General features: G+C 27.2%; 21 protein-coding genes. 2 read left to right on the top strand and 19 right to left on the bottom strand.

Translation table 11 applies throughout. The features are described 5' to 3' along the window. Positions 1 to 49: 49 nt before the first annotated feature. Positions 50 to 1,099 (top strand): UDP-glucose 4-epimerase GalE, encoded by a 1,050-nt coding sequence (galE, locus tag JJ844_00970; protein ID MBO6974250.1) that lies wholly within the window; start codon positions 50 to 52, stop codon positions 1,097 to 1,099. A gap of 28 nt (positions 1,100 to 1,127) precedes the next feature. Here the strand turns inward: galE and JJ844_00965 are convergent, their stop codons facing one another. The 3 genes from JJ844_00965 to gmd form a co-directional block, all read right to left on the bottom strand. Then, on the bottom strand, positions 1,128 to 2,741 hold the full coding sequence (locus JJ844_00965) for a polysaccharide biosynthesis protein (protein MBO6974249.1): 1,614 nt from the start codon (positions 2,739 to 2,741) through the stop codon (positions 1,128 to 1,130). A gap of 457 nt (positions 2,742 to 3,198) precedes the next feature. Further along, positions 3,199 to 4,194 carry a GDP-L-fucose synthase gene (locus JJ844_00960; protein ID MBO6974248.1) on the bottom strand — a complete coding sequence of 332 codons (996 nt, stop codon included), beginning with the start codon at positions 4,192 to 4,194 and terminating at the stop codon, positions 3,199 to 3,201. Continuing rightward, positions 4,195 to 5,343 carry a GDP-mannose 4,6-dehydratase gene (gene gmd / locus JJ844_00955; protein MBO6974247.1) on the bottom strand — a complete coding sequence of 383 codons (1,149 nt, stop codon included), beginning with the start codon at positions 5,341 to 5,343 and terminating at the stop codon, positions 4,195 to 4,197. A 194-nt stretch (positions 5,344 to 5,537) separates the two neighbouring features. On the opposite strand from gmd, the gene JJ844_00950 reads away from it, so the two are divergent. Then, positions 5,538 to 6,968, top strand: a complete 1,431-nt coding sequence (locus JJ844_00950) for a mannose-1-phosphate guanylyltransferase/mannose-6-phosphate isomerase (protein ID MBO6974246.1) — start codon at positions 5,538 to 5,540, stop codon at positions 6,966 to 6,968. Between the two features lie 24 nt (positions 6,969 to 6,992). Here the strand turns inward: JJ844_00950 and JJ844_00945 are convergent, their stop codons facing one another. From JJ844_00945 to neuC, 16 genes are all read right to left on the bottom strand, one after another. Then, entirely contained in the window at positions 6,993 to 8,429 is a 1,437-nt protein-coding gene (locus tag JJ844_00945; protein ID MBO6974245.1) for a nucleotide sugar dehydrogenase, read from the bottom strand. 59 nt (positions 8,430 to 8,488) lie between these two features. Next, a complete protein-coding gene (locus JJ844_00940) occupies positions 8,489 to 10,249 on the bottom strand; it encodes an ABC transporter ATP-binding protein (protein MBO6974244.1) in 1,761 nt (586 codons plus the stop codon). Between the two features lie 74 nt (positions 10,250 to 10,323). Beyond that, on the bottom strand, positions 10,324 to 11,454 hold the full coding sequence (locus JJ844_00935) for a glycosyltransferase (protein MBO6974243.1): 1,131 nt from the start codon (positions 11,452 to 11,454) through the stop codon (positions 10,324 to 10,326). After that, positions 11,451 to 11,966, bottom strand: coding sequence for an acyltransferase (locus JJ844_00930; GenBank protein ID MBO6974242.1), 516 nt, complete (start codon positions 11,964 to 11,966; stop codon positions 11,451 to 11,453). Before JJ844_00930 ends, JJ844_00935 begins: the two co-directional genes overlap by 4 nt. A 2-nt stretch (positions 11,967 to 11,968) precedes the next feature. Next, positions 11,969 to 13,393, bottom strand: a complete 1,425-nt coding sequence (locus JJ844_00925) for a hypothetical protein (protein MBO6974241.1) — start codon at positions 13,391 to 13,393, stop codon at positions 11,969 to 11,971. After that, positions 13,368 to 14,711: a hypothetical protein gene (locus JJ844_00920; GenBank protein MBO6974240.1), complete on the bottom strand. Its 1,344-nt coding sequence runs from the start codon at positions 14,709 to 14,711 to the stop codon at positions 13,368 to 13,370. The genes JJ844_00925 and JJ844_00920 overlap by 26 nt, the downstream gene beginning before the upstream one ends. Then, on the bottom strand, positions 14,696 to 15,301 hold the full coding sequence (locus JJ844_00915; protein MBO6974239.1) for a class I SAM-dependent methyltransferase: 606 nt from the start codon (positions 15,299 to 15,301) through the stop codon (positions 14,696 to 14,698). Before JJ844_00915 ends, JJ844_00920 begins: the two co-directional genes overlap by 16 nt. Beyond that, positions 15,301 to 16,680 carry a hypothetical protein gene (locus JJ844_00910; protein MBO6974238.1) on the bottom strand — a complete coding sequence of 460 codons (1,380 nt, stop codon included), beginning with the start codon at positions 16,678 to 16,680 and terminating at the stop codon, positions 15,301 to 15,303. The genes JJ844_00915 and JJ844_00910 overlap by 1 nt, the downstream gene beginning before the upstream one ends. A 40-nt stretch (positions 16,681 to 16,720) precedes the next feature. Further along, the gene (locus tag JJ844_00905; protein ID MBO6974237.1) at positions 16,721 to 17,677 is read right to left on the bottom strand and encodes a polysaccharide deacetylase family protein; all 957 of its coding nucleotides are present in this window, start codon (positions 17,675 to 17,677) and stop codon (positions 16,721 to 16,723) included. Between the two features lie 3 nt (positions 17,678 to 17,680). Then, entirely contained in the window at positions 17,681 to 18,484 is an 804-nt protein-coding gene (locus JJ844_00900; GenBank protein ID MBO6974236.1) for a sulfotransferase, read from the bottom strand. A 49-nt stretch (positions 18,485 to 18,533) separates the two neighbouring features. Further along, positions 18,534 to 19,481 carry a hypothetical protein gene (locus JJ844_00895; protein MBO6974235.1) on the bottom strand — a complete coding sequence of 316 codons (948 nt, stop codon included), beginning with the start codon at positions 19,479 to 19,481 and terminating at the stop codon, positions 18,534 to 18,536. Positions 19,482 to 19,487: 6 nt separating this feature from the next. After that, entirely contained in the window at positions 19,488 to 20,636 is a 1,149-nt protein-coding gene (locus JJ844_00890; protein MBO6974234.1) for a radical SAM protein, read from the bottom strand. Between the two features lie 189 nt (positions 20,637 to 20,825). Continuing rightward, positions 20,826 to 21,536 carry an acylneuraminate cytidylyltransferase family protein gene (locus tag JJ844_00885; protein MBO6974233.1) on the bottom strand — a complete coding sequence of 237 codons (711 nt, stop codon included), beginning with the start codon at positions 21,534 to 21,536 and terminating at the stop codon, positions 20,826 to 20,828. Continuing rightward, on the bottom strand, positions 21,529 to 22,320 hold the full coding sequence (locus tag JJ844_00880; protein MBO6974232.1) for a methyltransferase domain-containing protein: 792 nt from the start codon (positions 22,318 to 22,320) through the stop codon (positions 21,529 to 21,531). The genes JJ844_00885 and JJ844_00880 overlap by 8 nt, the downstream gene beginning before the upstream one ends. Then, on the bottom strand, positions 22,320 to 23,060 hold the full coding sequence (locus JJ844_00875; protein MBO6974231.1) for a hypothetical protein: 741 nt from the start codon (positions 23,058 to 23,060) through the stop codon (positions 22,320 to 22,322). Before JJ844_00875 ends, JJ844_00880 begins: the two co-directional genes overlap by 1 nt. After that, positions 23,060 to 24,214 carry a UDP-N-acetylglucosamine 2-epimerase (hydrolyzing) gene (gene neuC / locus JJ844_00870; GenBank protein ID MBO6974230.1) on the bottom strand — a complete coding sequence of 385 codons (1,155 nt, stop codon included), beginning with the start codon at positions 24,212 to 24,214 and terminating at the stop codon, positions 23,060 to 23,062. Before neuC ends, JJ844_00875 begins: the two co-directional genes overlap by 1 nt. Between the last annotated feature and the right edge of the window lies 1 nt (position 24,215).

Here is a 24,215-nt window from a genome sequence, read left to right as displayed (position 1 = left end):
TAAAAGTAAATTACTGTAAAATTTATTAATAACGTACTTATAAATTGTTTTGCAAAAAAAAATATTAGTTACAGGAGGCTGCGGTTATATTGGTAGTCATACATGCATTGAATTAATAAAACAAGGATTTCAAATTACTATTTTAGATTCTTTGATAAATAGCAATAAGTTTTCAATAGATAGAATTAGAGAAGTTATAAAAAAAGATTCACCAAAACTTGAAGTAAATATTGAATTATCTGTTGGCGATATTAGAGACTACTCTTATGTTGACGAATTATTTTCATCAAAAGGACCATTTCTGGGTGTTATTCATTTTTGTGGACTCAAATCTGTTAGTCAATCTATGGAAAAACCAATTGAATATTGGGATGTAAATGTCTTGGGTACAATCAATTTAGTAAAAGTTATGAAAAAATATAGATGTCATACAATTGTTTTTAGTAGCAGCGCTACAGTTTATGGACTGCCGACTAGCATCCCAATAAAAGAAAATTTTGAAGTTAAGCCTATAAGTACTTATGGGATAACTAAATCTATAGTTGAAAAAATACTATTTGATTTGCATCAAGAATGTGAAGATCAATTTAGGATAGCAATTTTAAGATATTTTAATCCCATAGGGGCTCATGATACTGGTTTAATTGGAGAATATGTAATTAGCCAGCCAAATAATATATTCCCATTATTAAATCAGGTTGCTTTAGGTATTAGGCCAATATTTGAAATATACGGCAAAGATTGGCCAACAAAAGATGGAACTTGTATTAGGGATTATATTCATATTATGGATTTAGCGAAAGGCCATATTTTGGCCTTAGATTATTTATTAACAAATAATCCTGGATTTATTACTATTAATTTGGGGAATGGAGAAGGTGTAAGTGTCCTTGATTTAATTAGAACCTTTGAGAAAGTAAATAATGTAGAATTACCCTTTAAGTATGTGAAAAGGAGAATTGGTGATGTGCCAGTGCTAGTAGCTGATAATCAATTGGCAATTAAGATACTTAAATGGAAACCAATAAAGAAACTAGATGATATGTGTTTGGATGAATGGAGGTGGCAACTAAAAAAATCGAATATAGAAACTAATTAAATAAAGTATTTAAAAGGTTTTTCCAAAATTAATTTTTTAAATTAATAATTTTTTGGGATTTAGACCATTCAGGTAGTATGGAACTGATTAAATTAATTGAATTTTTAAGATTTTTATCAACTAAATATGTCTCCAGTTGATCTAATAATCCAATTAATTTAGGATCCTCATAGTTGGTTAAATCAATATCTTCGTTTATTTGTTCAAAAATTGTAGATTTTGATTTGCCACTTATCAATAACTCCTCATAAAGTTTTTCGCCTTCTTTTAATCCTAAAAACTTTATTTCAATATCTCCTGATTTATGTTTATTATCTTTTAATCTTAGACCACTTAATTTAATCATTTTTTTTGCTAAATCTAAAATTTTTACCGGTTCTCCCATATCTAATATATAAGTTTCTCCCCCTTTACTTATCGCAATAGTATTTATGACTAAATTAACAGCTTCTTCAATTGTCATAAAATATCTTATGACTTCTGGATGAGTTACTGTAAGAGGACCTCCATCTCTAATTTGCTGCTTGAACAAGGGCACTACCGAACCTGAAGACCCAAGAACGTTTCCAAATCTAACAATAGAGAACTTTGTAAACATATTTTTTTGATTAGAAATTTTTTGAGAAACCTTGAAAATTATTTCCGAAATTCTTTTTGAAGCACCCATTATATTAGTTGGTCTTACTGCCTTATCTGTTGAGATGAGAATGCAACCATCAATATTATATTTTCTAGATAATTTTGAAATAACTATTGAAGATAATATGTTATTTGATAATCCTGCTAATGGATTTTTTTCTACTAGAGAAACATGTTTATATGCTGCAGCATGGATTAAGTAATTTATATTATTTTCTTTTAAGATGTTATTTACCAATTCATAATCAGATGCACTTCCTAATTTTGTAATTACTTCAATTTTTTTATCTTCAAATTTCGATACTTCTTCATTAATTAAATATAAATTTATTTCGCTAATTTCTAACAATATGATTTTTTTTGGACTCAGATTAATAATTTGCCTAGTCAACTCACTTCCTATTGAACCACCTGCTCCCGTAATGCATATATTTTTTCCAAAAAGCAAATCTTTTGTTAACTTTTCAATCTTTGCGTTTGAATCTCTATATATAAGATCTTCAATATTGATATTTCTGAACTCTGAAATTTTTGCTTTACCTGTTTTTATTTCCTCAATAGTCGGAACTTTAAATACTCTAAAGGAAAATTTATTTAAAAAATTTAAAATTCTCTTTTTTTCAATATTTTTAATTGATGGTATACAAAATAAAACACAATCAATATCTTTTTCTAAACTATTTAAATAATTAGGACTTTTAATTTCATAACCGAATATAGATCTCCCCCATAATGCGGAGTTATCATCAATAAAGCAAAGTATTCTATTAGTTTTATCTATTGATATCGATCTTGCTAATTTAGCTCCAGCAGTTCCTGCTCCATATATAATAATGTTTTTTCTATTTTTAAAAAATTTAAAATTTATAATTAATGATATTAATACTCGTGAGTTAATTAATGCAAAAGATGAAATAAGAGTAAAATTAATAAAAAAGTTTTTATTTAAAGAAAGATTATTAGCAAAATAATAGAAAATTATAGAGCTTAAAAATACTCTCATAAAAATCTGTAAATATCCTTTTAAAGTATTGAATTGAGTGATTGATTTGTATTGGCCAGTATATATGCAAATTATTAAGTTAATTAATATAAAGATAATAGAATAATTTATTGGAAAATTTTTTCCATCTAGATTTTGATTATTTATTGAATAGGCTATAAAGAAAGAAAAAGTTATTGATAAAAAATCAATAGAAAACAAGATAAAATGTCTTATTGGTTTTGGTAAAGATAGTATTTTATTTGTGAAAAGTTCTAGATTCATTTATTTTTCAAAACTTTATCAAAATTTGATTTCTTTTTTAAAAGGAAATTTCTGAGATGACATTCTTTAATTTTTTTTACTTTTAATCTAAAAAAGTAATGAATCAGGGAGACTTAATTAAATTTTTAATTAATAATCATATTTGATCATCCTAGCTTAATAGTTTATTTTATTAAATTTATATTTAAAAAATTTAATTTGAGCGCAATTTATTTTTGTTTAAGTTATCGGAATAATTATTAATTGTTGATTTAATACCATTATTTATTTCAGTACTAGCAAACCATCCTAATTTATTTAATTTTGAAACATCTAGTAATTTTTTTGGAGTGCCATCTGGTTTTAACAAATCCCATTCAATATTACCTTTAAAATTTACTTCTTCTGCAATCAAATTTGCTAATTCTTTTATAGAAATATCTTTACCAGTTCCAACGTTTAGAAATCCTAGATAATTAGAATCTTCATCATAAAGCAATTTATTATCAGAAGATATTTTTTCAAGAGTAAAAAGGACAGCTTTAGCTAAATCTTCTACATACAAAAATTCTCTTTTGGGTAATCCACTCCCCCAACATAAGACTTTATCTAGATTTTTAGCTTTTGCATTAAAGAATTTGCTGATTAATGATGCCATAACATGACTATTTGTAGGGTGGTAATTATCTCCTGGCCCATAAAGATTTGTTGGCATTAAAGAAATAGCATCAAAACCATATTGTTTCTTTAGAGATGAGCACATTTTTATTCCTGCGATTTTGGCAACTGCATAAGATTCATTAGTTATTTCTAATCCACCTTCTAATAAATATTCTTCCTTAATAGGCTGTTTTGCAAATTTTGGATATATACAACTACTACCAAGAAATAATAATCTTTTAACATTAAATTTCCATGAATTCTCGATTATGTTAATTTCTATTTTAAGATTTTCTAAAATAAAATCGCTTGGAAATTTTGAATTTGCTTCTATTCCTCCTACTTTAGCTGCAGCTAAAATAACAACTTGGGGTTTATTTTTACAAAACCATTCCTTTACTGCTTTTGAATCAGTTAAATCAAGTTCGAATCTTGTCGGTAAGAGTAAATTCTGATATCCATTAACTTTGAGGAATTTTGTTATTGCATTTCCAGCCATTCCTGTGTGACCAGCAACAAAAATAAGATCATTTTTATTTATTAGATTCATCTATGTGTTATTGATATAGCTAGGAGGATTTTCTTTAGGCGTATTAACATCAAAACCTTTATCGGAAATCAAAACTTCCTTTTGTGCTATTTCAAGATCTTCATTAATCATTTCTTTTACAAGTTCCTCTAAACTTGTAGTAGCTTCCCATCCAAGTTCCTTTGAAGCCTTTGATGGGTTTCCTAATAATGTGTCTACCTCACAGGGTCGGAAATATCTTTTATCTATTTTTATAACAATTTCCCCTGTATCTGCTCTTAGCCCAACTTCATTTAAACCCTCTCCTTCCCAAATTATTCCTTGGGAATTATTTTTATTCCATCCAAGAGCTATTGCAGCCAACTCTATAAATTTCCTAACTGATTCCTGTCTTCCAGTGGCGATAACATAATCACTTGGCTTTTCTTTTTGAAGCATGCGCCATTGCATCTCTACATAATCTCTTGCATGACCCCAGTCTCTTAAGGAATTTAAATTTCCCATATAAATACAATTTTCTAAACCTACACTAATTCTTGATAATCCTCTTGTTATCTTTCTAGTGACAAAAGTTTCTCCTCTTCGAGGACTTTCATGATTAAAAAGTATCCCATTGCAAGCAAATAAGTCATAAGCTTCTCTATAGTTGACCGTAATCCAATATGCATAAAGCTTTGAAACTGCATAGGGACTTCTTGGATAGAAGGGTGTAAATTCTGATTGAGGGGACTCTTGAACAAGCCCATATAGCTCACTGGTACTCGCTTGATATATTTTTGTTTTTTTCTGAAGTCCAAGTAACCTTACCGCTTCAAGAATTCTCAAAGCACCTAGAGCATCGCAATTAGCGGTATATTCAGGAGATTCAAAGCTTACTGATACATGACTTTGTGCTCCTAAATTATAAATCTCGTCTGGCTTAATTTTTTGAATAATATTTATTATATTTGTACTATCAGTTAGGTCACCATAGTGAAGTATTAATTTTTGATTTGGATTATGAGGATCTTGATAAAGATGATCGATTCTTTGTGTATTAAAATTGCTAGAACGTCTTTTTACGCCATGTACCTCATATCCTTTTTGCAAAAGAAGTTCTGCTAGATAACTCCCATCTTGTCCAGTTATGCCAGTAATTAAGGCGATTTTATTTGCTGGATTATTTTTCAAAAATTAATACTCTTTTTAATAGTCTAACAACCTTTTATTTTAACCTTTATGTATCAAAAACTATAAATTAAGTTTCAAACTAAAAAAAAATTAATAAATTCTTCCCAATAAATCAGATATAAGTTAATTTTAAATTACATTTTTACTAAAAAGTAAGAAAATTATAATGATTTCTTAAATTTAAAATTATAAATATGACTAAGATTTTACCAGTAATTCTTTGTGGAGGCAGTGGTACAAGACTTTGGCCGTTATCAAGAACTTCTTTCCCAAAACAATATTTAAAAGTATTTGAGAATGAAAAATTTTCTTTTTTGCAAAAAACTCTTCAAAGATTAGAAAATTTTGAAAACCTTAATAAACCAATAATTATATGTAATGAGGAACATCGATTTATTGTCGCCGAGCAAATGAGAGATATCAAAATTAAACCACAATCAATTTTACTTGAGCCTGTCGCAAGAAATACTGCCCCTGCAATAACAATTGCTGCTTTAAAAGCTATTGAGGCAGGTGAAGACCCTATTTTATTTGTGTTACCTTCCGATCATCTTATAAAAGATAATTTGAAATTTCAAAAAACTATCGAATCTGCTTTGAAGTATTGCAACTTAGGCAAACTTTTAACTTTTGGAGTTTTTCCACACAAAGTAGAAACAGGATACGGATATATTAAGGCTGCTAAGGCACTTGATGAAGCCACATTAAAAGCTGTAGAAATAAGAGAATTCATAGAAAAACCGAATAAAGAAAAAGCTGCAGAATTTATTAAAGATAAAAGATTTTCTTGGAATAGCGGAATTTTTCTTTTTAAAGCGAGTATTTTGATTAATGAGATTAGAAAATTCAAGCCAGAAATTTATAATTTTTGCAGAAAATCATTATCTAAAAAACTTTTAGATTTAGATTTTCAAAGATTAGAAAAGAGATCTTTTGAATCTTGTGAGGATATTTCTATAGATAAGGCAATAATGGAAAAAACAAATTCTGGAATGGTTTTACCATTAAATGTAGGCTGGAGTGATATTGGTAGTTGGAACACATTATGGGAAATATCAGATAAAGATAACGATGGTAATGTTGTTTATGGTGATGTTGTTCTTAGCTCAACTAGTGATTCTTATTTAAGATCTGAAAAAAGTTTGTTGGTTGGTCTTGGGATTAAGAATTTAGCAGTTATAGAAACAACTGATGCGATACTTGTTGCGAATAAAGATAAAATTCAAGATCTGAAAAACCTTGTATCTCAAATTGCATCAGTAGGAAAAAAAGAGGTTAAAAATCATAAAACTATTTATAGACCTTGGGGTTTTTATACATCAATAGCTGGAGATATTAATTGGCAGGTAAAAAAAATAACAGTTAAAAAAGGTCAATCTTTATCTCTGCAATTACATAAACATAGATCTGAGCATTGGATAGTTGTTTCTGGGACAGCTTTAGTAGAAGTAGGTGAAGAACAGAAAATTTTACATAAAAATCAAAGTACATATATTCCTCAAGGGATTAAACATAGATTGTCTAATCCAATTAATGCGGAACTAATTTTAATAGAGGTTCAAAGTGGTAGTTATCTAGGTGAGGATGACATTGTTAGATTTAATGATAAGTATGGAAGAAAATAATTAAATATTTTAATTTAGGGTTTACTAATTTAAACCATCACCAATTCTCCAAAAATTTATCTCTAAACTTTTAAGTACTTCTGTTGGAATTATGGATCTTGAATCAAAAATCCAAGCTGGTTTTCTTAGCTTTCTTGATAATGTTGCCCAATCCAATATTCTGTATTCTCTCCATTCAGTTAAAACTACAACTGCATCAGCTCCATCCGCACCTTCAATAAAATCATTAGTAAAGTACCAAGAACTCTCATTTAAAAAATTTTTATTTTTAATTTCATCTTCCTGCAATTTTCTTTTAATACCTATATCTTTACAGATTTGATCCGGTCCTACTTTTGGATCATGAATATAAAGTACTGCTCCTTCTTCTAGTAAATCCTTGCAAATATTAATTGCTGCAGATTCTCTGGTATCGTTTGTATTAGCTTTAAAAGCAAAGCCTAAAATAAAGATTTTTTTTCCTCTAACTGTCCCAAATAATTTGTTAACTATTAATTTTGATATTCTATGTTGATGCCATTTATTAAGCTCTACTACACTTTCCCAAAAATTTGCTACTTCTTCTAATCCAAAATAACTTGATAAATAAACAAGATTGAGAATATCTTTTTTAAAGCAACTACCTCCAAATCCTGGACCAGAATCTAAGAATTTCGAACCTATTCTAGTATCTGATCCAATAGCTCTTGTAACTTCTCGAATATCTGCACCAGTAGCTTCGCAAATAGCACTTATAGAGTTAATTGAACTTATTCTTTGCGCTAAAAAAGCATTAGAAGTAAGTTTTGCAAGTTCGCTACTCCATATGTTGGTTTTTAATATTTTTTCTTCAGGAACCCAATTTTTATAAATTTTCGATAAGGCTTCCATAGCCTCTTCTTTTTCTCCCCCAATAAGAACTCTATCTGGATAGTAAAGATCTTTTATTGCAGTCCCTTCAGAGAGAAACTCTGGATTTGACAATACATCAAAAGAAGTATTTAAAAGACTTTTTTCTTTACTTTGATTAGATCCTAAGAGTATTGCTTTAATTACTTCTGCTGTTCTTACTGGGAGAGTACTTTTTTCAACAACTATTGTATGTCCTTCAGAAAAGTTTGCTACTTGCCTAGCACAAGCTTCTACCCATTTCAAATCACTTGCTTTTCCAGCCCCAAAACCTTTTGTTTTTGTAGGGGTATTAACTGAAATAAAAACCATATCTGCATTTTTTATTTTTTCTTGAATTTCATTTGAAAAAAATAAATTTTTGCCTCTACATTTTTCTACAATTTCTGCAAGTCCAGGTTCATATATTGGAAGTTTTGAAAAATCATGATTATTCCAATTTTTTATCCTCTCTTCATTTAAATCCACTACATTAATAATTATATCTGGACATTTCTCAGCTATTACTGCCATGGTGGGACCTCCTACATATCCCGCACCGATGCAACAAATATTTTTAATTTGCATTTCCATTATTAAATTTTAACTTATTAATCCTCCAAAAAATATCTTAATCAAAAGTTATTAAATTATTAAGTAAATTTATTATCACTTTTAGTAATTATTCTAACTTTACCGGATTTATTAAATTCAAATAACTTATCAGCTTTTTTAATAGCATTTGGTAGATGAGAAATTTGTATTACTATATTTTCTTTGCCTAATTCTTCAATAATATTTTGTATTATATTTTCGTTATTTTTATCTAATGCATTAGTAACCTCATCAAAAATATATACATCATGTTTCATTATTAAACTTCTCGCTAGTGATAATCTTTGCTTTTGCCCACCTGACAAAGAGGAACCCTTTTCTGATAATTGAGTTTGGTAACCTTTTTCATATGATTGTATAAACTCATGCGAAGAGGAGAGCTTCGCTACTGAAATTACATCTTGATCATTAGCAAGTGGATTCCCTAATTTAATATTTTCGTTAAAAGTTCCATTAAAAAATTCATTTTCCTGGGTGACATAAGCTATCTTTTTTCTTAAAGAATTTAAATTAAAAACATTCATATCTTCATCATTAATCATTATCTTTCCCTTATCCAATTTCAGTAAAGACAATAAAAGTGATGCGATTGTACTTTTGCCACAGCCACTAGGTCCAGTTAAAACATTAACACCTTTTTCAAAAACTATATTTAGATTTTTTATTAAGAAGTCTTTTTTATTCCATGAAAAAAAGGCATTTTCAAAGCTAATCTTTTTAATCTTTTTATTAATTGGTAATCCATTTGTGAGGTTTTCCTTTTTTGATTTACTAAATATTCTGCTATGAACTGATTCTATATTTGCCAATCCTAAATTGAATTTCATAGTTTGCTTTGATAGTGAACTGAAAACTGTTGAAAGTCTTCCTGCTAAAAGAGCTAATAATGTTAAATTTGGAAGCGAATTAGTTATTTCTTCTTTACCTCTTGCACCTATAAACATTAATACTATTACGCCTCCTGTAATGAATAAATATTTAAAGAATGATGTTGGGATTCCTTTTGAGACTCCATAGGCTACTTGTACTGAGCCATGTTTTTTTAAATCTTCATCAATTTTTTTGAGCGGATATTGGTATGCATTTAGTAATTTTATTTGTCTTACATTATTTATTGATTCAGCAATGATGGAAGCTATTGATTGATTATATTTGATTAATTTACGTCCTCTTTGAACACTTCTAAAAACTCCAATTGATTTTAAAAATATAAGTACAATAAATGCAATAAGTATTATATATAAAGTCGGAAGGAAATTAGAAATTAGCATTCCAATTATTAATAATACAGATAAAAAAAGTTTTTCAATTAACTGTAATAAAGTAAGGATTACTTCTCCTCCTAGCTTTGTTTCATTAGAAATTGTCTCTATTAATTTCCCACTTCGTTCTTTTGCAATTGAAGAATATGGAGACCGGAGGAGATTTGAAAGGATTTTTTTAGTCCAATCTTTTCTAAGTCGTACTGAGAGTGAGATACTTGAGTAAAGTAAAAGGATTGTAGAAAAAAAACTCAGAGATAAACTTACTATCAAAAATATACTTAACTGATTTAGATCAAAGGAACCAATATTTAAACTTGAAAAAAATTTATTAAGTAAAAAATTTTTTTCTGAAAAGTTAATAATTTTTTCGCCTGCAGCTATTGAAGTTAAAGGTTGCACTAATGAAATCGATATAACTTCAATAGAGGTTGAAAAAAAAATTAAAATTAATAAGCCCATTAATTCAATATTTCGATATTTAGTTAATTCATATAATTTTTTAAATCCTTTAATAATTTTGATTATGTTAGTCATTAATTTATTTCTTTTTTTGCCATCTTTATAAAGATATCATTTTCGTTAAATTTAACAAACAGTTTAAAAAAAAATTATTTAAGTTTTTGGTAATAATTCTCATATTTTGCAATCTCTTTTTCATAATTAAATAAATCTCTAATTCTTTGATGACACCTCTTTCTCATATTTAACCAATTAGTTTTTTCCCTTGTAAAGTTTATGGCTTTCTCTAGGGTATAAATTAATGAAGACAAATTATTATTTTTCGTTATCCATCCAGTATTTCCTATTAATTTTTTGCAATCTCCTACGTTAAAAGATACGCATGGTGTCATACATGACATAGATTCCCCAATTACGTTAGGAAATGATTCAGAAGAAGAAGTTAAAACAGTTAAATCACTAGAAGAATAGGCATCTATTAATTCTTCTTCTCCCAAAAATCCAGCTAGAGTTGTTATCTTCTCAATTTTAAATGATTTAATAGCTTTTTTTAAAGTTAAATTTTGATTATTAATACCCTGCCCAGCTAAGAATAAATGAATATCAGGAACGGTTTTATATATTTGGGAAATACATTCTAATAGGGTAATGTGGTTTTTTATTGGATGATATCTACCGTACATTGAAATTATTAATTTATTATTTTGAATTCCATATCTTTCTAGAAAAAATTTTTTATTTTTTGAGTTCTTAAATTTAAATGTATCAAAACTATTATTTATGACTTCAATTTTAGGCGATTTAAAACCAATATTTTTGTGAGATTCCATTGCGCAATAAGAATTATAAATAATATTTATTTTTTTAAGCTTAGTTATTATTGAACACAACCTAATAACAGTAAATTTTCTTAAATCTTTAATATTAAAGCTGGTATCGGAATGTCTTATATTCCAAATAACATTTTTATTTCTAAAAAATATTGAAAATAATCCCCCAAATAAGCATGATTTATAAAGCCAGCAACTTAAAATTGAGAATCTTTCTTTTCTTAAGATTTTTATGATTGTGTAAAAAGAGGTTAAGAACTTTAATATTGATGAATTGTCTAGATAATAAACTTTAAATTCTTTTAATAGTAGATAATCATAATAATAATCCTTTTTATTTATACAAATTATTGTTGCACTTGGATCTATTTCTGATATCAAATTCACAAAACAATTATTTGTGCCCCCTTTTCTTAGATCATTAATAATGTGAACAACTTTTCTAGTCATAATTTAAAGTTATTTAAATTTTTCATTAAGTATTCTCGTTTCTCTTTTCGGCTCATTAATTTTGTATTGCTGAATTTATTAATATTTTTTAAATAATATTCCTTTGTTGAACTGATTTTACGGGCAGGGACGCCCGCATAAACACTATTTTTTAATAATCTTCCTTTAACAACAGATCCTGCTCCAATTATTACATTGGATTCAATATAAGTTCCAGGTAATAAGATAGATTTATGTCCAATAAATATATTAGATTCAATTTCTATTGAATTGAAAAAGTCTAAATTTGGATTTTCTTTCCTCCATAGCCAAACAGACCCATCATGAGTTATAAAATCAACTTTAATTGCACTAACATTATCACCCATAGAAATCAAATAGGGTTCCTCACCATAATTATTTTTACTTAAACGGCAATTTTTCCCAATTTTGATATTATAAATTTTTTTTAATGCAAAAATATCACCCTTAAAAAATGAGAAAAGGGAGAATATTATTTTGTGGATTTTCATTCCTATCTTGAAGCAAGAATTAGTGGCCTTGATGGACTATCTCCATCAGATATGTATTCTTTAAACAATATATTTGAAGAATTAGAATTTAGCCAATTATTGATTAACAAATTATTTATGTTTTCTTCTAAACTAGTGTTGGGATGGCCTTCATGAAGAATATATTTAAAAGGGATATCCCTTATTTGATTTGGATATCCAATATGTCCATCAATTGAACAATAAAAAACAAAATCGATTTTATTTTCTATTAATTCACTTATCTTATTTAAATCTTTTTGGTAATTTAAATCCAAACCATGAATTTCATATCGCGTTGCACCTAAAGAATTTAACAAATGGTTAGCTCGATTTGAAATTTCCTTTGTATCAATTCCGTATACAAAACTTGCACCTCTAGAAAGAGCGTAATAACAATTCATGCCTATATTACATCCTACATCTAGAATATTTTTATTATTAATAGATAGGTTAATTTTATTGAACATTTTGTCAAATTCTTTCCATCTTTTTAAGGTATCTCTCTTGCCATCATTTACTTCTGGCAAAACTTGGTAAAGAAAATTTGAATTTGAAAAAAGTCTTTTTTTCCCGAATGCAGTTACTCCAAAATCTTCTACGATCTGATTGATATATTCATTTTCTTTTGGGATAGCAAAGGCCTGAAAGTCTAAAAATTTAGTTTCACCTCTCATATTAATGACTATATTTGAAGATTTCTTTTTTGTATCGAAATCATCAATTAAAAAGGTGGTAGTCCAAATAGGCTCCAACCATCTTTCGACTTTCAAAAAATTTAAAAACCTAGCATAATCTTTTTTTGTAATTTCCACATCTTTACTTTCAATATTGCTTATTAGATATGCATAACATCTAATACCATTTTTGTCTTCTAATCTAATAAGATCATAAATTTTGGGTCCAATATTTAACAAAAACATTCTATTACCAACCCTTAGTATTTCCTTTACATCGGAATACCTACCAAAAGGTCTCAAACCATAACTTGTATTATTTTTATCTGAAACAATTTCTTTGTCATTAATAAGTATTTTTAAACCTATAGGTTTATTTCTGTAGGACTCTATAAATAATTTTTTATCTAAAATATCAAAAGCATTTTTATGATATATACACCAACCACCCTCTTTAAAATCAATTTTTTTAAATGACTTCTTTAAAGTATCTCTATTTGTTAGGTCGATATTATTTAATTTAATTAATCTTATTGACTGAAGACCAAGAATTTTTGAAACATCTTTTGTTTTTTTAAAATCAATTTTTTTATATAAACTGAAAATTGGGAGAATATATATTATGTAAAAATTAAATGTGTTAGCAATAAATCTATGAAGTGGAGGAAAATTCTTTGTAAATTTTCCAATTTTCTTTATAAATTTTCTAATATTTATAAACTTCAAAAACATTATTATGTATTTTTTTTATACCAAAATTATTTTTTATCCTACTAAACGTATCATGCTGGCATAAAAATTCTTCACCATATTTAATAATATCTTTTGAAGTAATTAAATTACATTTTGACTTAGCGACTAGGCTATCTTTTTTTATTCTTAGAACATAAAGGATATTTCTTAAATTATGCTTTATTAGATATTTTGCTCTTATGAAAAAGGAGCTTATATTATTAGTTTTATATTTTATTGATTTACCAATATTGTAAATTTCATTTGCGTAGTTTTTTAATATATTAATTGAATCAATCTCAATATTTGATATATATTCTTTTAGATGACTATTTTCTTTGAAATTTATTTTATTACTTAGGATCTCAGAAAATATTTCTTCATAATTGCTATAGCAATTACAAATATCCTTAATAATTTTTGGTTCATATCTTTGATCAGAATTAGGGTTATAAACATAAGAATTTGAATTAATAAGTTTAGCTTCTACAGAACTAGTTGAAAATGAAGAAATTATATGAGTTGAATTAATAATTGAATCACCAATCTGTAAATACTCTGAGAATTCTAAGTTAGGGTATTTTTCAACTAATCTAAGATATTTTTCTTTTGACTCTGAGGGGTGAATTCTTATTGAACATTTTATGTCGGAAAAACTTTCACAAAATTTTTCTATTAAATTAATAAACTTTTCTTGATATTGTTTTAAATAATTGTCCCAATCAGAATAAAATTTCTCTCCAATTTCAGGATTATATGTTCCTCTTTTCTTTAATATTTCTAACTGAGTAAATTTTTTATTGTTAATTCTTTTATCTAATCTTCCAAAACTTGTTAGAAAAAGAACCTTTTTCTCTTTTTTATTTTTTGATTTGAGAGCCTCCTTATATTTTAAAGTTATGGATAATCTTGGAGGATCTATAATTTTTAACTTACTTTTATTATATTTTTCGCTTATATCGCTAAATTGTTTTCTACCCCAGCACCAGAAAATATCTATTAAGTCAAAACTTTTTTGATATATTCTTTCAGATAAATATTGCTGCTTAGTTCTATAGACGAGACCTTCTTCACAAAATACTCCAATACCTCCTCCACAACTTTTTATATCTCGATACAAGCTGTACTTTGTTTTTGCACAGCTTTTATCTAAGTAAAAAAAATTTCTTTTATTAAACCATAAGAGCCTTAATTCTTGCTGCCGACCAATTAAAACTTTGCAACCTAAATTTGCTAACAAAAAGGCTAATGGAGACTTATATGGTAATTCTCGAGACTTAGTCTCTACAGGTAAAAATATTGTTATCTTATCTCGCATATATATAAAATCTTTACGTTGCTCATTATTTTATTATTAATCAAAATAAATAACAAATATATTAATGCGATTAATTGTGATATTAATGGCAACTTTATTTTCCTCAAATTTTTAGGTATCCCATAATTAATTGTCTTATATTTTAAATTTGATTTATCCAGTAAATTATTTATTTCATGAATATTTTCAGTATTTTTACTGCTAGTATTAAAGACGAATTTTTCCTGACAAACTTCAATAAGATTTTTTAAAGCTGTCTTAACTTCATTTTTATTAAAAAAAGAGTTAGTCAAAACTTGAATTAATACCACTAAATTATAATTATTATTGAAATTAGGAACTTCTTTAATAACATCATGTGATTTGAAATTTATTTTATTAATATTAAATTTGACTTTATTTCTAGCTATTCTCTTTGGATCTATATCTATACCCAGATATTTCTCAAACTTAAAAAACCTTATATTTTGTCCAAGGCCACAACCAGCATCTAATATTTTTTTGTAACTCTTAGAAAAGAAAATAATTGCTAACAAATACCAAAGAATTTGTTTCTCTATATTTAATGAATATCTAAAAGGGAAATACATTATTTTAATTCTTTTTTTAATATTGAAATTAATCTTTGGCCACTTTTACCATCCGCATTACCCATCCATTTATCAAGAATTTCTTTTTTTGTATTGCTTAATTTAGTTTTTATATTTGGAGGGATACTTAAAATATTATTTAATTCTTTTATAAATTCATCCTCAGTATTTACTGTTATTAAATCATTATCAGCATTGGTGAATTCGAATATATATTTCTTATATTTTTCAATTCTGCATTCTCCAAGATTTGGAATTATCACAGGAATTCCTCTTGCAATACCTTCAAAAAGGGTTGTTGATCTATGACTTATGACTACAGAAGAATTTCTAACAAGAGTTAATGCATTCCCTTTAGTTGTGATTTTAATATTGCTAAGCTTTTTCTTTTTTTCAAAAAAACTTAGCATCTCATAATTTTCTCGGTACATTTCCTTTAATTTTATTATGAAAGGAATATGTGGATTTTGCTGCGCACATTTATAAAAAGAAGTGCATAATTCTTTTATAAGTTTTGCCCAGGTTAGGTTTTTATCTTCTCGATTAAGATATTCGTGATGAGGTTCAAGATCACCATAAGATTTTCTAGGTATTACCGGAAGAAATGATTTTGTACCAAATCCAAACATTAATACTTGGTGATTTTGGATCAAATTATGGTTTTTCCTCAAATAATGTGCATCATCTAACCTTGGACAACCAATAATTTTCATTCTAGTTTTTTTTGTATTTATAACTTGAGATTTTTTTTGTATCTCTTCTTCAATTTGATTATAATTAAGTACTAATGTCCCACCAAATACACCTCTTCTAACAGAATAAATATATTTCCATAAGTCGTATAATCCATCTGGCTTTAAACATTCTTTTTGAATTGCGATTCCTTTAATATTATTTTTTGATGAAGCTTTAAATAATTCTTGTTCTGGAGAATATCCAAAGTTACCAGTAAAAATAGCAATTGGTTTAACCCTTAAAGGTAATCTTGAAAATAAAAAATCATAGAAAACGAAGAGATTAACTTTTGATTTATTATGTATAGTTGCACTACTAAAATAATTATTATCACAAATATCTTTTGATAAATAACAACTCGCGATCCCTTTTACAAATGTTCTTGAAAATCCAATACAATCTATTTCTTTAAAGTTATTTTTAATTATTTGTATATCTTCATTAAAACCTCCTTTCTCAAGAAGAATGATAAAAGGTTTATTTTTGTTTGAAATAATATTAAATATGTAAATAAAAAAATTATTTGATGATGTTGCTAAATAAAATATATATCCCAAAATTGAAATATGCTTAAAGTTTGATTTTATTGATATTTTGATAACAAATAATGAAATTAATAGACCTGCATTTTTAAATAATTTCATTAAGAGTTTTTTATCAAATATTTCTAAAAACATCTTCAAATTATTTAATATCTAAATATAAACTTTTTGATATTAATTGAGTGTCGTTTTTGAATAATTCATTTGTAGTAATTCTTTGCAAAAGAAAATTATTATATTTTGGTTTAAAATATTTTTTATCAAATTTCTCCAATGTCCAAGCATATTTAAACTTTGAAGATAAGACATAATCTAAATTTTTTAATGGTAATGCATCAATTCTTCCATATGGATAGCATAAATGTTTTTCTGATTTTGAGTTGATTTTTTTTAAAAATTCGTATCCAAAATCTAAATCCTCTTTAAGCTCTTTTTTGCTAAGTTTACTCATGGGTAAATGTTTATCTGTGTGCCAAGCAATAATATGTCCAAGTTTATCAATTTTTTTGATCTCATCAATATTTAAAAAGTACTTTTTGCAAAGCTCCTTTTCAGATTTTGAATATAAATTAATTAATTTACTAGTTGCATAGTCTAACTTTGAATAATCTATTAAGAAATTTAGATTATATTTCAAGATTGCTGTATCAAGATCATCATGAATATGCATTGCTTGTGCTTTTTTCTTGGTGTTTTCATCTATTAAGAAATTTATGTCTTTTATTTCTTCTAATTTATTTTTGAGAATATTAATTTCAATATTTGATCTTAACCAATGTAACTTGTGAACTAGTGGCATTTTATTCCTAAAAGTTGCACATCCTATTATCGCAAAAATTGCTTTAATTCCCTTCTGAGATAAAATTTCTGCAGCTTTAAGATGTTCTTTTAATCCATCATCAAAAGTTAATAAATATTTTTTTTGGGCAAAATCATTTTTCTCATTTAAATAAAAATTTATGTTTTCATCAAATGTTAAAGTAGCAGAATTTTTTTTGAGTTTATCTATTTGTCTTTCAAAAGTATACCAATCTAAAGGGTGTATGCCTTTATAAAGATTACATGTATTACTCAAATAATGGTAGGCAAGACCAATCATATTTTAAATTTTTTTTGAAGCCATAGCGAATTCTTCTGTAAGACCTTCTTCTCTTATTAAAAATTTTATTTCATCTTTTTCTTTTTGGGTTATTACTTTTTCTCCTATACCAATTCTAGCCTCAGTTATAGGTCCAGATAAACGTTTTAAAGTAGTTGAATCTTTACCAGTCATTTTTTTTACAATTTTATATTCCCATTGGTTAGGTTCATGTTTAGCATAAATATCCTCCCATTTTAAATTGCAAAACTTATAAATCTTTTTTAATGTTTTTGCAGTATTCAATATCAAATCTTCATAGCGTATCTCGATATAATTTTTTTGTTTTCTCAAATAATCTATATCAGCAAAAATAGGTGTCCATCTCTCAACAAATTCTTTAGGTGAATTCCATTTTTTTGCTTGTTTTAAACTACCAAAAATATCATAAGGATCCCTAATAACATGAATAATTTTTGCATCCTTCCAATAACTAAATATTCTTTTACCATGTGAAATATTTGGAGGGGATTTATCACACCAATCTATAAAGTTATTTTTAGATTTTATAGAATGCATCATCCTATCAAGAACTTCTTCAGAACATTTTGATATCTCTATCATTTTATAGATTTCATTTTTGTTAGTATCATAAAAAGAATCCCACATTTCTACTATTTCAGATATATTTAAATTTTTGTTTTTAAAGTAATTATCAAGTTGAAACCAGTTTGTTTCTAAGCCTGCAAATATCCCTGGATGATTACCTAAATATTTTCGAGTAAGCGATGTGCCACTTTTAAACATTCCCCCTACAAAAATTGGCATTTAGTATCCTTTTTTAAATTTTTAGCATAATAAAGTGATTTAATTTAAATCAATAAATATTTTTTAATAGAAGTTCTGAAGTAAGCGACGAGTTATTAAATTCAAATTGATACTTTTTTTTACTTAAAACTTTGTCTATGAATGATGATATGCTTGGTTTTATTCCAATTTCCTCAGAAACTTCTACGCTAGTTGAAGGTTTAATAAAATATCCATTTTCATCAAAACAATCTCTTGGGAAACTTTTAAATATTTGTTGCATATCGGATTCCCATACCAAGTCTGAAAAGTATGCAGTTATTTTTTGTTCTAATGGTGAACCCCAACTTGCAGTTAAAGAAAACATTTCAGCTTTTCTGGTTAAACCACAAGCATGATAAGTATCGTAAAAACCATTTTCACTACTTTTTTTTATTTTAGTATAAATTGATTTAATCCCCTTCTCTCCTAATAAGAAAATGCAAGTATTTAAAAGATGACATCCAAGAGTTTCAGCGATAGCTTCTTTTTGTTTTGAACGCCATTCATTTCTAAAACTCTCTTTAAAGGAAATGCCTTTACCAAAAAAAATATCCAATCTCAAGAGATTTCCATTTGAATTTGTTTCTATAATTTTTTTTAAATCATTTATTGGTTTAGAGTAATTGTATTGATAACCTACTTGTAAAAAATTTAAATTATTTTTTGAAAAATTATAACTTTTAAAATATTCCTCAATCCCAAAAGCTGGTTTCTCTACATAAACATATGGAATATTATTTTTTAGGCATTTTTTTAGATGCTCCAGATGATATGCATTTGGGGAAGTTATAAAAGCACAAGAAAAGTTTTTGAATGTATTTAAACTTTCTTCGATCGTTTTGAAGCAATCTTTGTTATTGATTTTTTCTTGGTTGTGATTTATAAAGCAATAACTTTTGGGAATAAGTATATATTCATCTAAATATTTTTTAATTCTTTTAGCATGATTTCCATATCCGTAAAATAATATTTTCATGAATAATTAATTCACATAACATCTATCACATGGTTTATGTAAATGCCTTTTATTAGAGAGCATTTCGTTTCTTAAGTATTGCATATTTTCCCAACATTGCTGTAATGACAAATTTCCCACCTTACCTGGGGAAAGAAGTGATTTATAATCTACATCGCATGGATTTGTTGTGCCATCATGCCAAATATAAAGTTTCTCAAATGGCATGCCACAGGGCCCTAAATTGCTTATATCCTCAATTTTATTTGAATAGGTGTCCCACATTTCTGTAAGGGTTACAGATGCACTTTCATCAAAGAAGTCACTATAAAAGTTATCAAATTTAGTTTTGTTCATATTTGGATCTACCATTACACCACTAGCTCTGGTATAAAGATTCATTTCTCTATTAAGTCCATTTCTGATTTTATTAATTTTTGAAATATGTTTTACAAAAGTTTCATAATTAGCACCATGACGATATTTTTCATACATCTCTTTTTCATAATGATCAGTAGATACAACTAGTATGTTGAGTGGGGTTTTAATTAATTTTATTAATCTATCTTCAGTTAATCGTTTTGCATTAGTATTGATTTTAATTTCAATAATATTATTTTTTGTTCCGATATAATTTAGAAGATATTCTAAATCTTTATATAGAAGTGGCTCCCCTCTACTAGCGATTGTGATACCCCTTATTTTCATGTCGTTAATTTGGTCAACCACTTTCATGGCTAACTTAGTATCTATTATTCCCATATATTCTTGGGTAGTAAAAGATGGATCACTTTGGAAACAGAAAGGGCACTTTACATTGCAGGCACTGGAAACTTCGAGCAAAGCAAAAATTGGTTTTTTTTCATAACCTTTTCTATTTAATCCAGCTTTAAAAGAAAACCTATAGCCTAAATATGCGGCAATTTTGAATTCATCTAATCCATGAATTATCTTTTTTTCTTGTAAAGATAAACTTGACCAACCAAAATCTGGTCTTGCTAAGAATTCTTCTTTTGCCTTCAAAAAATAAAACCATTCACCTTCATCACAATAATTTTTGGCAATTTCTGAATAATTTGTTAAGCAATCTTTAAATTTAGATGGGAATTTATCTGCTTTTACCCTCGAATTGATGATTAAGCTCTTGCCACCAGTTTTAAGAGGTTTTTCTTTCAACTATTTTTATTTTTTTTTATAATAGCATTTTCATTAAGGATGGGTGAAAAATTTTAATAAACTATTGTTCAAGATAAGAATTAATTCTTTACATGTAATTATTTTCTTATTAATTTCAGAAATAGTTTATTAATCTATATGATTAAAAAAGAAAAAATAATTTTATAAATAAGAAATCAAATTCTAATTTTAATCCGTAACTTCTTTTTTTGTTAAATAATTTGCATAATCTAGATCTTCGTAAGTATCTATATTTATAGATATGAACTTATTTATTATCCCTTTAATTTTGCCCTCAAGAAGATTTGAGGCTTGTAGAATGTAGTCATTTCTCGCCATATAAAAAACACCATCCTTATGGTATGTTTTCTTACTATTTTGTCTTAGCGAATAAATATCGTTTTTTTGAAATTGATTTTTTATTTCCCCATTTTCTTTTATTTCAAATTGTTTTTCAATTCTGTACTTTGAATCAGTTTCTTTGATTGACATCCAAAGATCATCCCTTGAAATTTTAAATTTTTCATAAACTTCTTTAATCCAAGATGTATTTCTAATTGGTGATGTTGGCTCTAGAAATAGTGAAAAATTATATTTATTATTATCTTTATTAAGAAATTCTATAGCATTCTTCCAGACTTCGATTGCTAGCGATTTATCTCCAGATAAATTTTTGGATCTTTCTAAAAAAATAGGTTTCTCTACGTTTTTAAGATGATTATAGTATTCTTTTGAATCTGAACTAAGGCAAACATCTTCCATTCTTACCAGTTTCCCTGCAGATTCTAATGTCCTTTCTAAAAGAGATTTGCCATTTATTACTTTAATGTTCTTATTAGGTATACCTTTGCTTCCTGAACGTGCAGGCACAATTATACAAAGATCATTTGTTTTAAACATATTTAATTCCTGAACATAAAAAAGCATTAGGAAATCGTGCATGATCTTTAACAATATCAATTTTTCCTTTTTTAAATATATTTATATTGTTTTTCAAATCTTGGCACCATTTTAAGAATTCCGAATCCTCTCTTTTTGCCATCATTACATTAATTATGTAAGTAATAGCTTCAAAACTATCCCCAATTTCCTCACATTCTATATTTTTGAATAAGAAATCTTCAAATATTTGTTTTATTCCATATGGGGTATATCTTATGTAATCATGTGGTGCTTGATGTACCTCCCTAAAAGTAGGTTCGAATATTATTAGTTCTCCTTGATCTTTTAAGGATTCAAAACATTCAGAGAACAATTTATTTTGATCTCGAAAATGATGTATTAAGTTGGGAATAAAAATAACATCGAATTCATCCCTGGGTAATTTGAAAAGTTTATTTTGCGAAATCGAAATAATGTCATTATATTTAATAAAATTTTCATCATTCACCATATAAGAATTATAACTGCCTCTTTGAAGTGCAGATTTAGGACTGCAATCGAAACTGCAGGTTTCAGCTTCTTGGAATAGACCTCCAAATAATGAAGTCCCATATAATTTAGTTCTTTCAAGAATGCACACTTTCTTATCAGGAAAATCGTATTTAATTAAAATATTCTCTAAACCTTTAATTAATAATCTAAAAGAAGGATAATTATTTATTTCGAAAACATTCCCTTCAAGAACCTTTATATGATCTTTTTGATTCTTTGATAATAGATTTTTATGATTTTTTTTAATCATTATATTAAACCTCTCTTTTTTAAATTTGATAGATTTTTTTTACCTAATGGACTTTCGTTTAATATTCCAATGGAACAATCATTATCTACACTAGTGTTCCAATGCCATTCTCTTTGTAAATTTTTTTTCAGATACCTTACGTTAGCAATTCTTCCATCTACGATAATTACCGTTCCAGGTATGAGCCATGATTCAATGGTTAAGAGATCAGATGAAATAGGAACTCTTTGATCTCCATCCGTGAATTTTGTATTCGTAATATCAGCGGGATCAGGTCCATCTAAATAAATTAAATCAGGAGTGAATTTATAATCAACTAAATATTTATGGGAACCATCGTCTCTTTTTGTATCTAATATTACGGGACATATTTCTGAAGTTAGATCAATATTGATTTTACCCTCTTCAAATCTACTTAACGCGTGTTGCAAATAATTTCTGTGAACTTCTATTATGTGAAGCTGCTTTTTTGAATCTATATTTATATCAAAATTGGATAGATAATAATTAAAGATATAAGAGCTGAATCCGCATCCATATTCAATAATCCGATTTGGTTTAATGGCTCTGCAAATTTTAAAAAGTCGAGCAAGGTCAATTAAATTTGGTTTAATTAATTTTTTTTGGTCAGAACATTCTATTAGCTTATATGTAGGTATTCCACCATTATCAAGATAAGCATAGGCTGATTCATAATCTCTGAAAGATTCTGTATATTGGGAAGGATTAAAATTAAACATTAATAATATAATTTTTTTTGTGATGAAGGTAAATTTATGGTGGACAAAATTTTACACATGTTCAATCCAGCCTCACCATCTCCCAAATGTTTAGATGAAGAATACTTTCCATGATTTACTTGATAAATTACTGCTTCAAATATTGATTCAGAATTGTAGTCAACATTTTTAACATTCGATGCAGATTCACGATGCTGTTGCCTTGTACCGATGTTTACCACAGGAATACCTAAGAATGATCCCTCTCTTAAACCCGAGGAAGAATTTCCTACTAAACATTTGCAATTATTTATTAAAACTAAGTAATCTTCTGGAGGAAAATTCTTATAGAGGTGTACATTCTTTAATTCAGATGTTTCTCTTGAGGTTCTAATAGCTTTTGAAACCATCTCTCCGCCTGCATCAATATTAGGCCAAAGCCAAACAACTTGAATATTTTTATTTCTAATTTTTATTACTGCTTTTAATAACTCATTAATTGATTCTGAAGTTTCTTTGATTTTAGTAGTTACAGGATGCATTAGTACGACAATATAAGGTTTAGAAAAATCAATTGCTCCTCCAATTCCTTTGGCATTTTTGAACATTCCTTCTTTGTAGGATAAATTAGTATTTTTTATTAAGTCAATACTTGGACATCCAACGTTAAAGACAAATTCAGGGTTTTCTCCTAAGGAAATTATTCTTTTTTCTGATTCTTTAGATGCAGGAAAATGAATGTGTGAGAGTTTCGTAATAGCATGTCTCACAGACTCATCAATTGAACCAGTTTGATCCCCACCTTGGGTATGAATTACAGGGATATTCATATAACTGGCCGCTACAGCAGTAGCTAAAGTTTCATATCTATCTGCAATGGTTAAAACAGCGTCCGGAGAAAGGCTTTTCAGTGCTGTAGATGTCTCTATAATCCCCAATCCTGTAGATTTAGCCATATGTATTGGATCATCACCTTCAACTATAGAATCCAATTCGGCAGATACTTCAAAGCCGTCTTTTTTAATAATATCAATAACTCTTCCATATTTAGCTAATAAAGCCGATGCTCCAGCAATAACTTTAATATCTAAAGTTTTAAATTTTCTTGCGCTTTCTAAAAATGATTTTATTCGACCATAATTAGCTCTGCTATTAACTACGACAGCTATTTTCATA

The organism is Prochlorococcus marinus CUG1435, from assembly GCA_017644375.1.
Classification (GTDB): Bacteria; Cyanobacteriota; Cyanobacteriia; order PCC-6307; family Cyanobiaceae; genus Prochlorococcus_A; species Prochlorococcus_A marinus_AH.
This window is presented reverse-complemented; position numbering and strand designations above follow the sequence as displayed.

Bases quoted from the DNA above. Each gene is read 5' to 3' on its own strand.
- JJ844_00940 (MBO6974244.1), bottom strand. From the start codon at position 10,249: ATGACTAACATAATCAAAATTATTAAAGGATTTAAAAAATTATATGAA.
- JJ844_00930 (MBO6974242.1), bottom strand. From the start codon at position 11,966: ATGAAAATCCACAAAATAATATTCTCCCTTTTCTCATTTTTTAAGGGT.
- JJ844_00945 (MBO6974245.1), bottom strand. From the start codon at position 8,429: ATGGAAATGCAAATTAAAAATATTTGTTGCATCGGTGCGGGATATGTA.
- JJ844_00960 (MBO6974248.1), bottom strand. From the start codon at position 4,194: ATGAATCTAATAAATAAAAATGATCTTATTTTTGTTGCTGGTCACACA.
- JJ844_00910 (MBO6974238.1), bottom strand. From the start codon at position 16,680: ATGAAATTATTTAAAAATGCAGGTCTATTAATTTCATTATTTGTTATC.
- JJ844_00950 (MBO6974246.1), top strand. From the start codon at position 5,538: ATGACTAAGATTTTACCAGTAATTCTTTGTGGAGGCAGTGGTACAAGA.
- JJ844_00965 (MBO6974249.1), bottom strand. From the start codon at position 2,741: ATGAGAGTATTTTTAAGCTCTATAATTTTCTATTATTTTGCTAATAAT.
- JJ844_00915 (MBO6974239.1), bottom strand. From the start codon at position 15,301: ATGTATTTCCCTTTTAGATATTCATTAAATATAGAGAAACAAATTCTT.
- JJ844_00875 (MBO6974231.1), bottom strand. From the start codon at position 23,060: ATGTTTAATTTTAATCCTTCCCAATATACAGAATCTTTCAGAGATTAT.
- JJ844_00905 (MBO6974237.1), bottom strand. From the start codon at position 17,677: ATGATTGGTCTTGCCTACCATTATTTGAGTAATACATGTAATCTTTAT.
- JJ844_00885 (MBO6974233.1), bottom strand. From the start codon at position 21,536: ATGTTTAAAACAAATGATCTTTGTATAATTGTGCCTGCACGTTCAGGA.
- JJ844_00920 (MBO6974240.1), bottom strand. From the start codon at position 14,711: ATGCGAGATAAGATAACAATATTTTTACCTGTAGAGACTAAGTCTCGA.
- JJ844_00880 (MBO6974232.1), bottom strand. From the start codon at position 22,320: ATGATTAAAAAAAATCATAAAAATCTATTATCAAAGAATCAAAAAGAT.
- JJ844_00935 (MBO6974243.1), bottom strand. From the start codon at position 11,454: ATGACTAGAAAAGTTGTTCACATTATTAATGATCTAAGAAAAGGGGGC.
- neuC (MBO6974230.1), bottom strand. From the start codon at position 24,214: ATGAAAATAGCTGTCGTAGTTAATAGCAGAGCTAATTATGGTCGAATA.
- JJ844_00925 (MBO6974241.1), bottom strand. From the start codon at position 13,393: ATGTTTTTGAAGTTTATAAATATTAGAAAATTTATAAAGAAAATTGGA.
- JJ844_00900 (MBO6974236.1), bottom strand. From the start codon at position 18,484: ATGCCAATTTTTGTAGGGGGAATGTTTAAAAGTGGCACATCGCTTACT.
- JJ844_00895 (MBO6974235.1), bottom strand. From the start codon at position 19,481: ATGAAAATATTATTTTACGGATATGGAAATCATGCTAAAAGAATTAAA.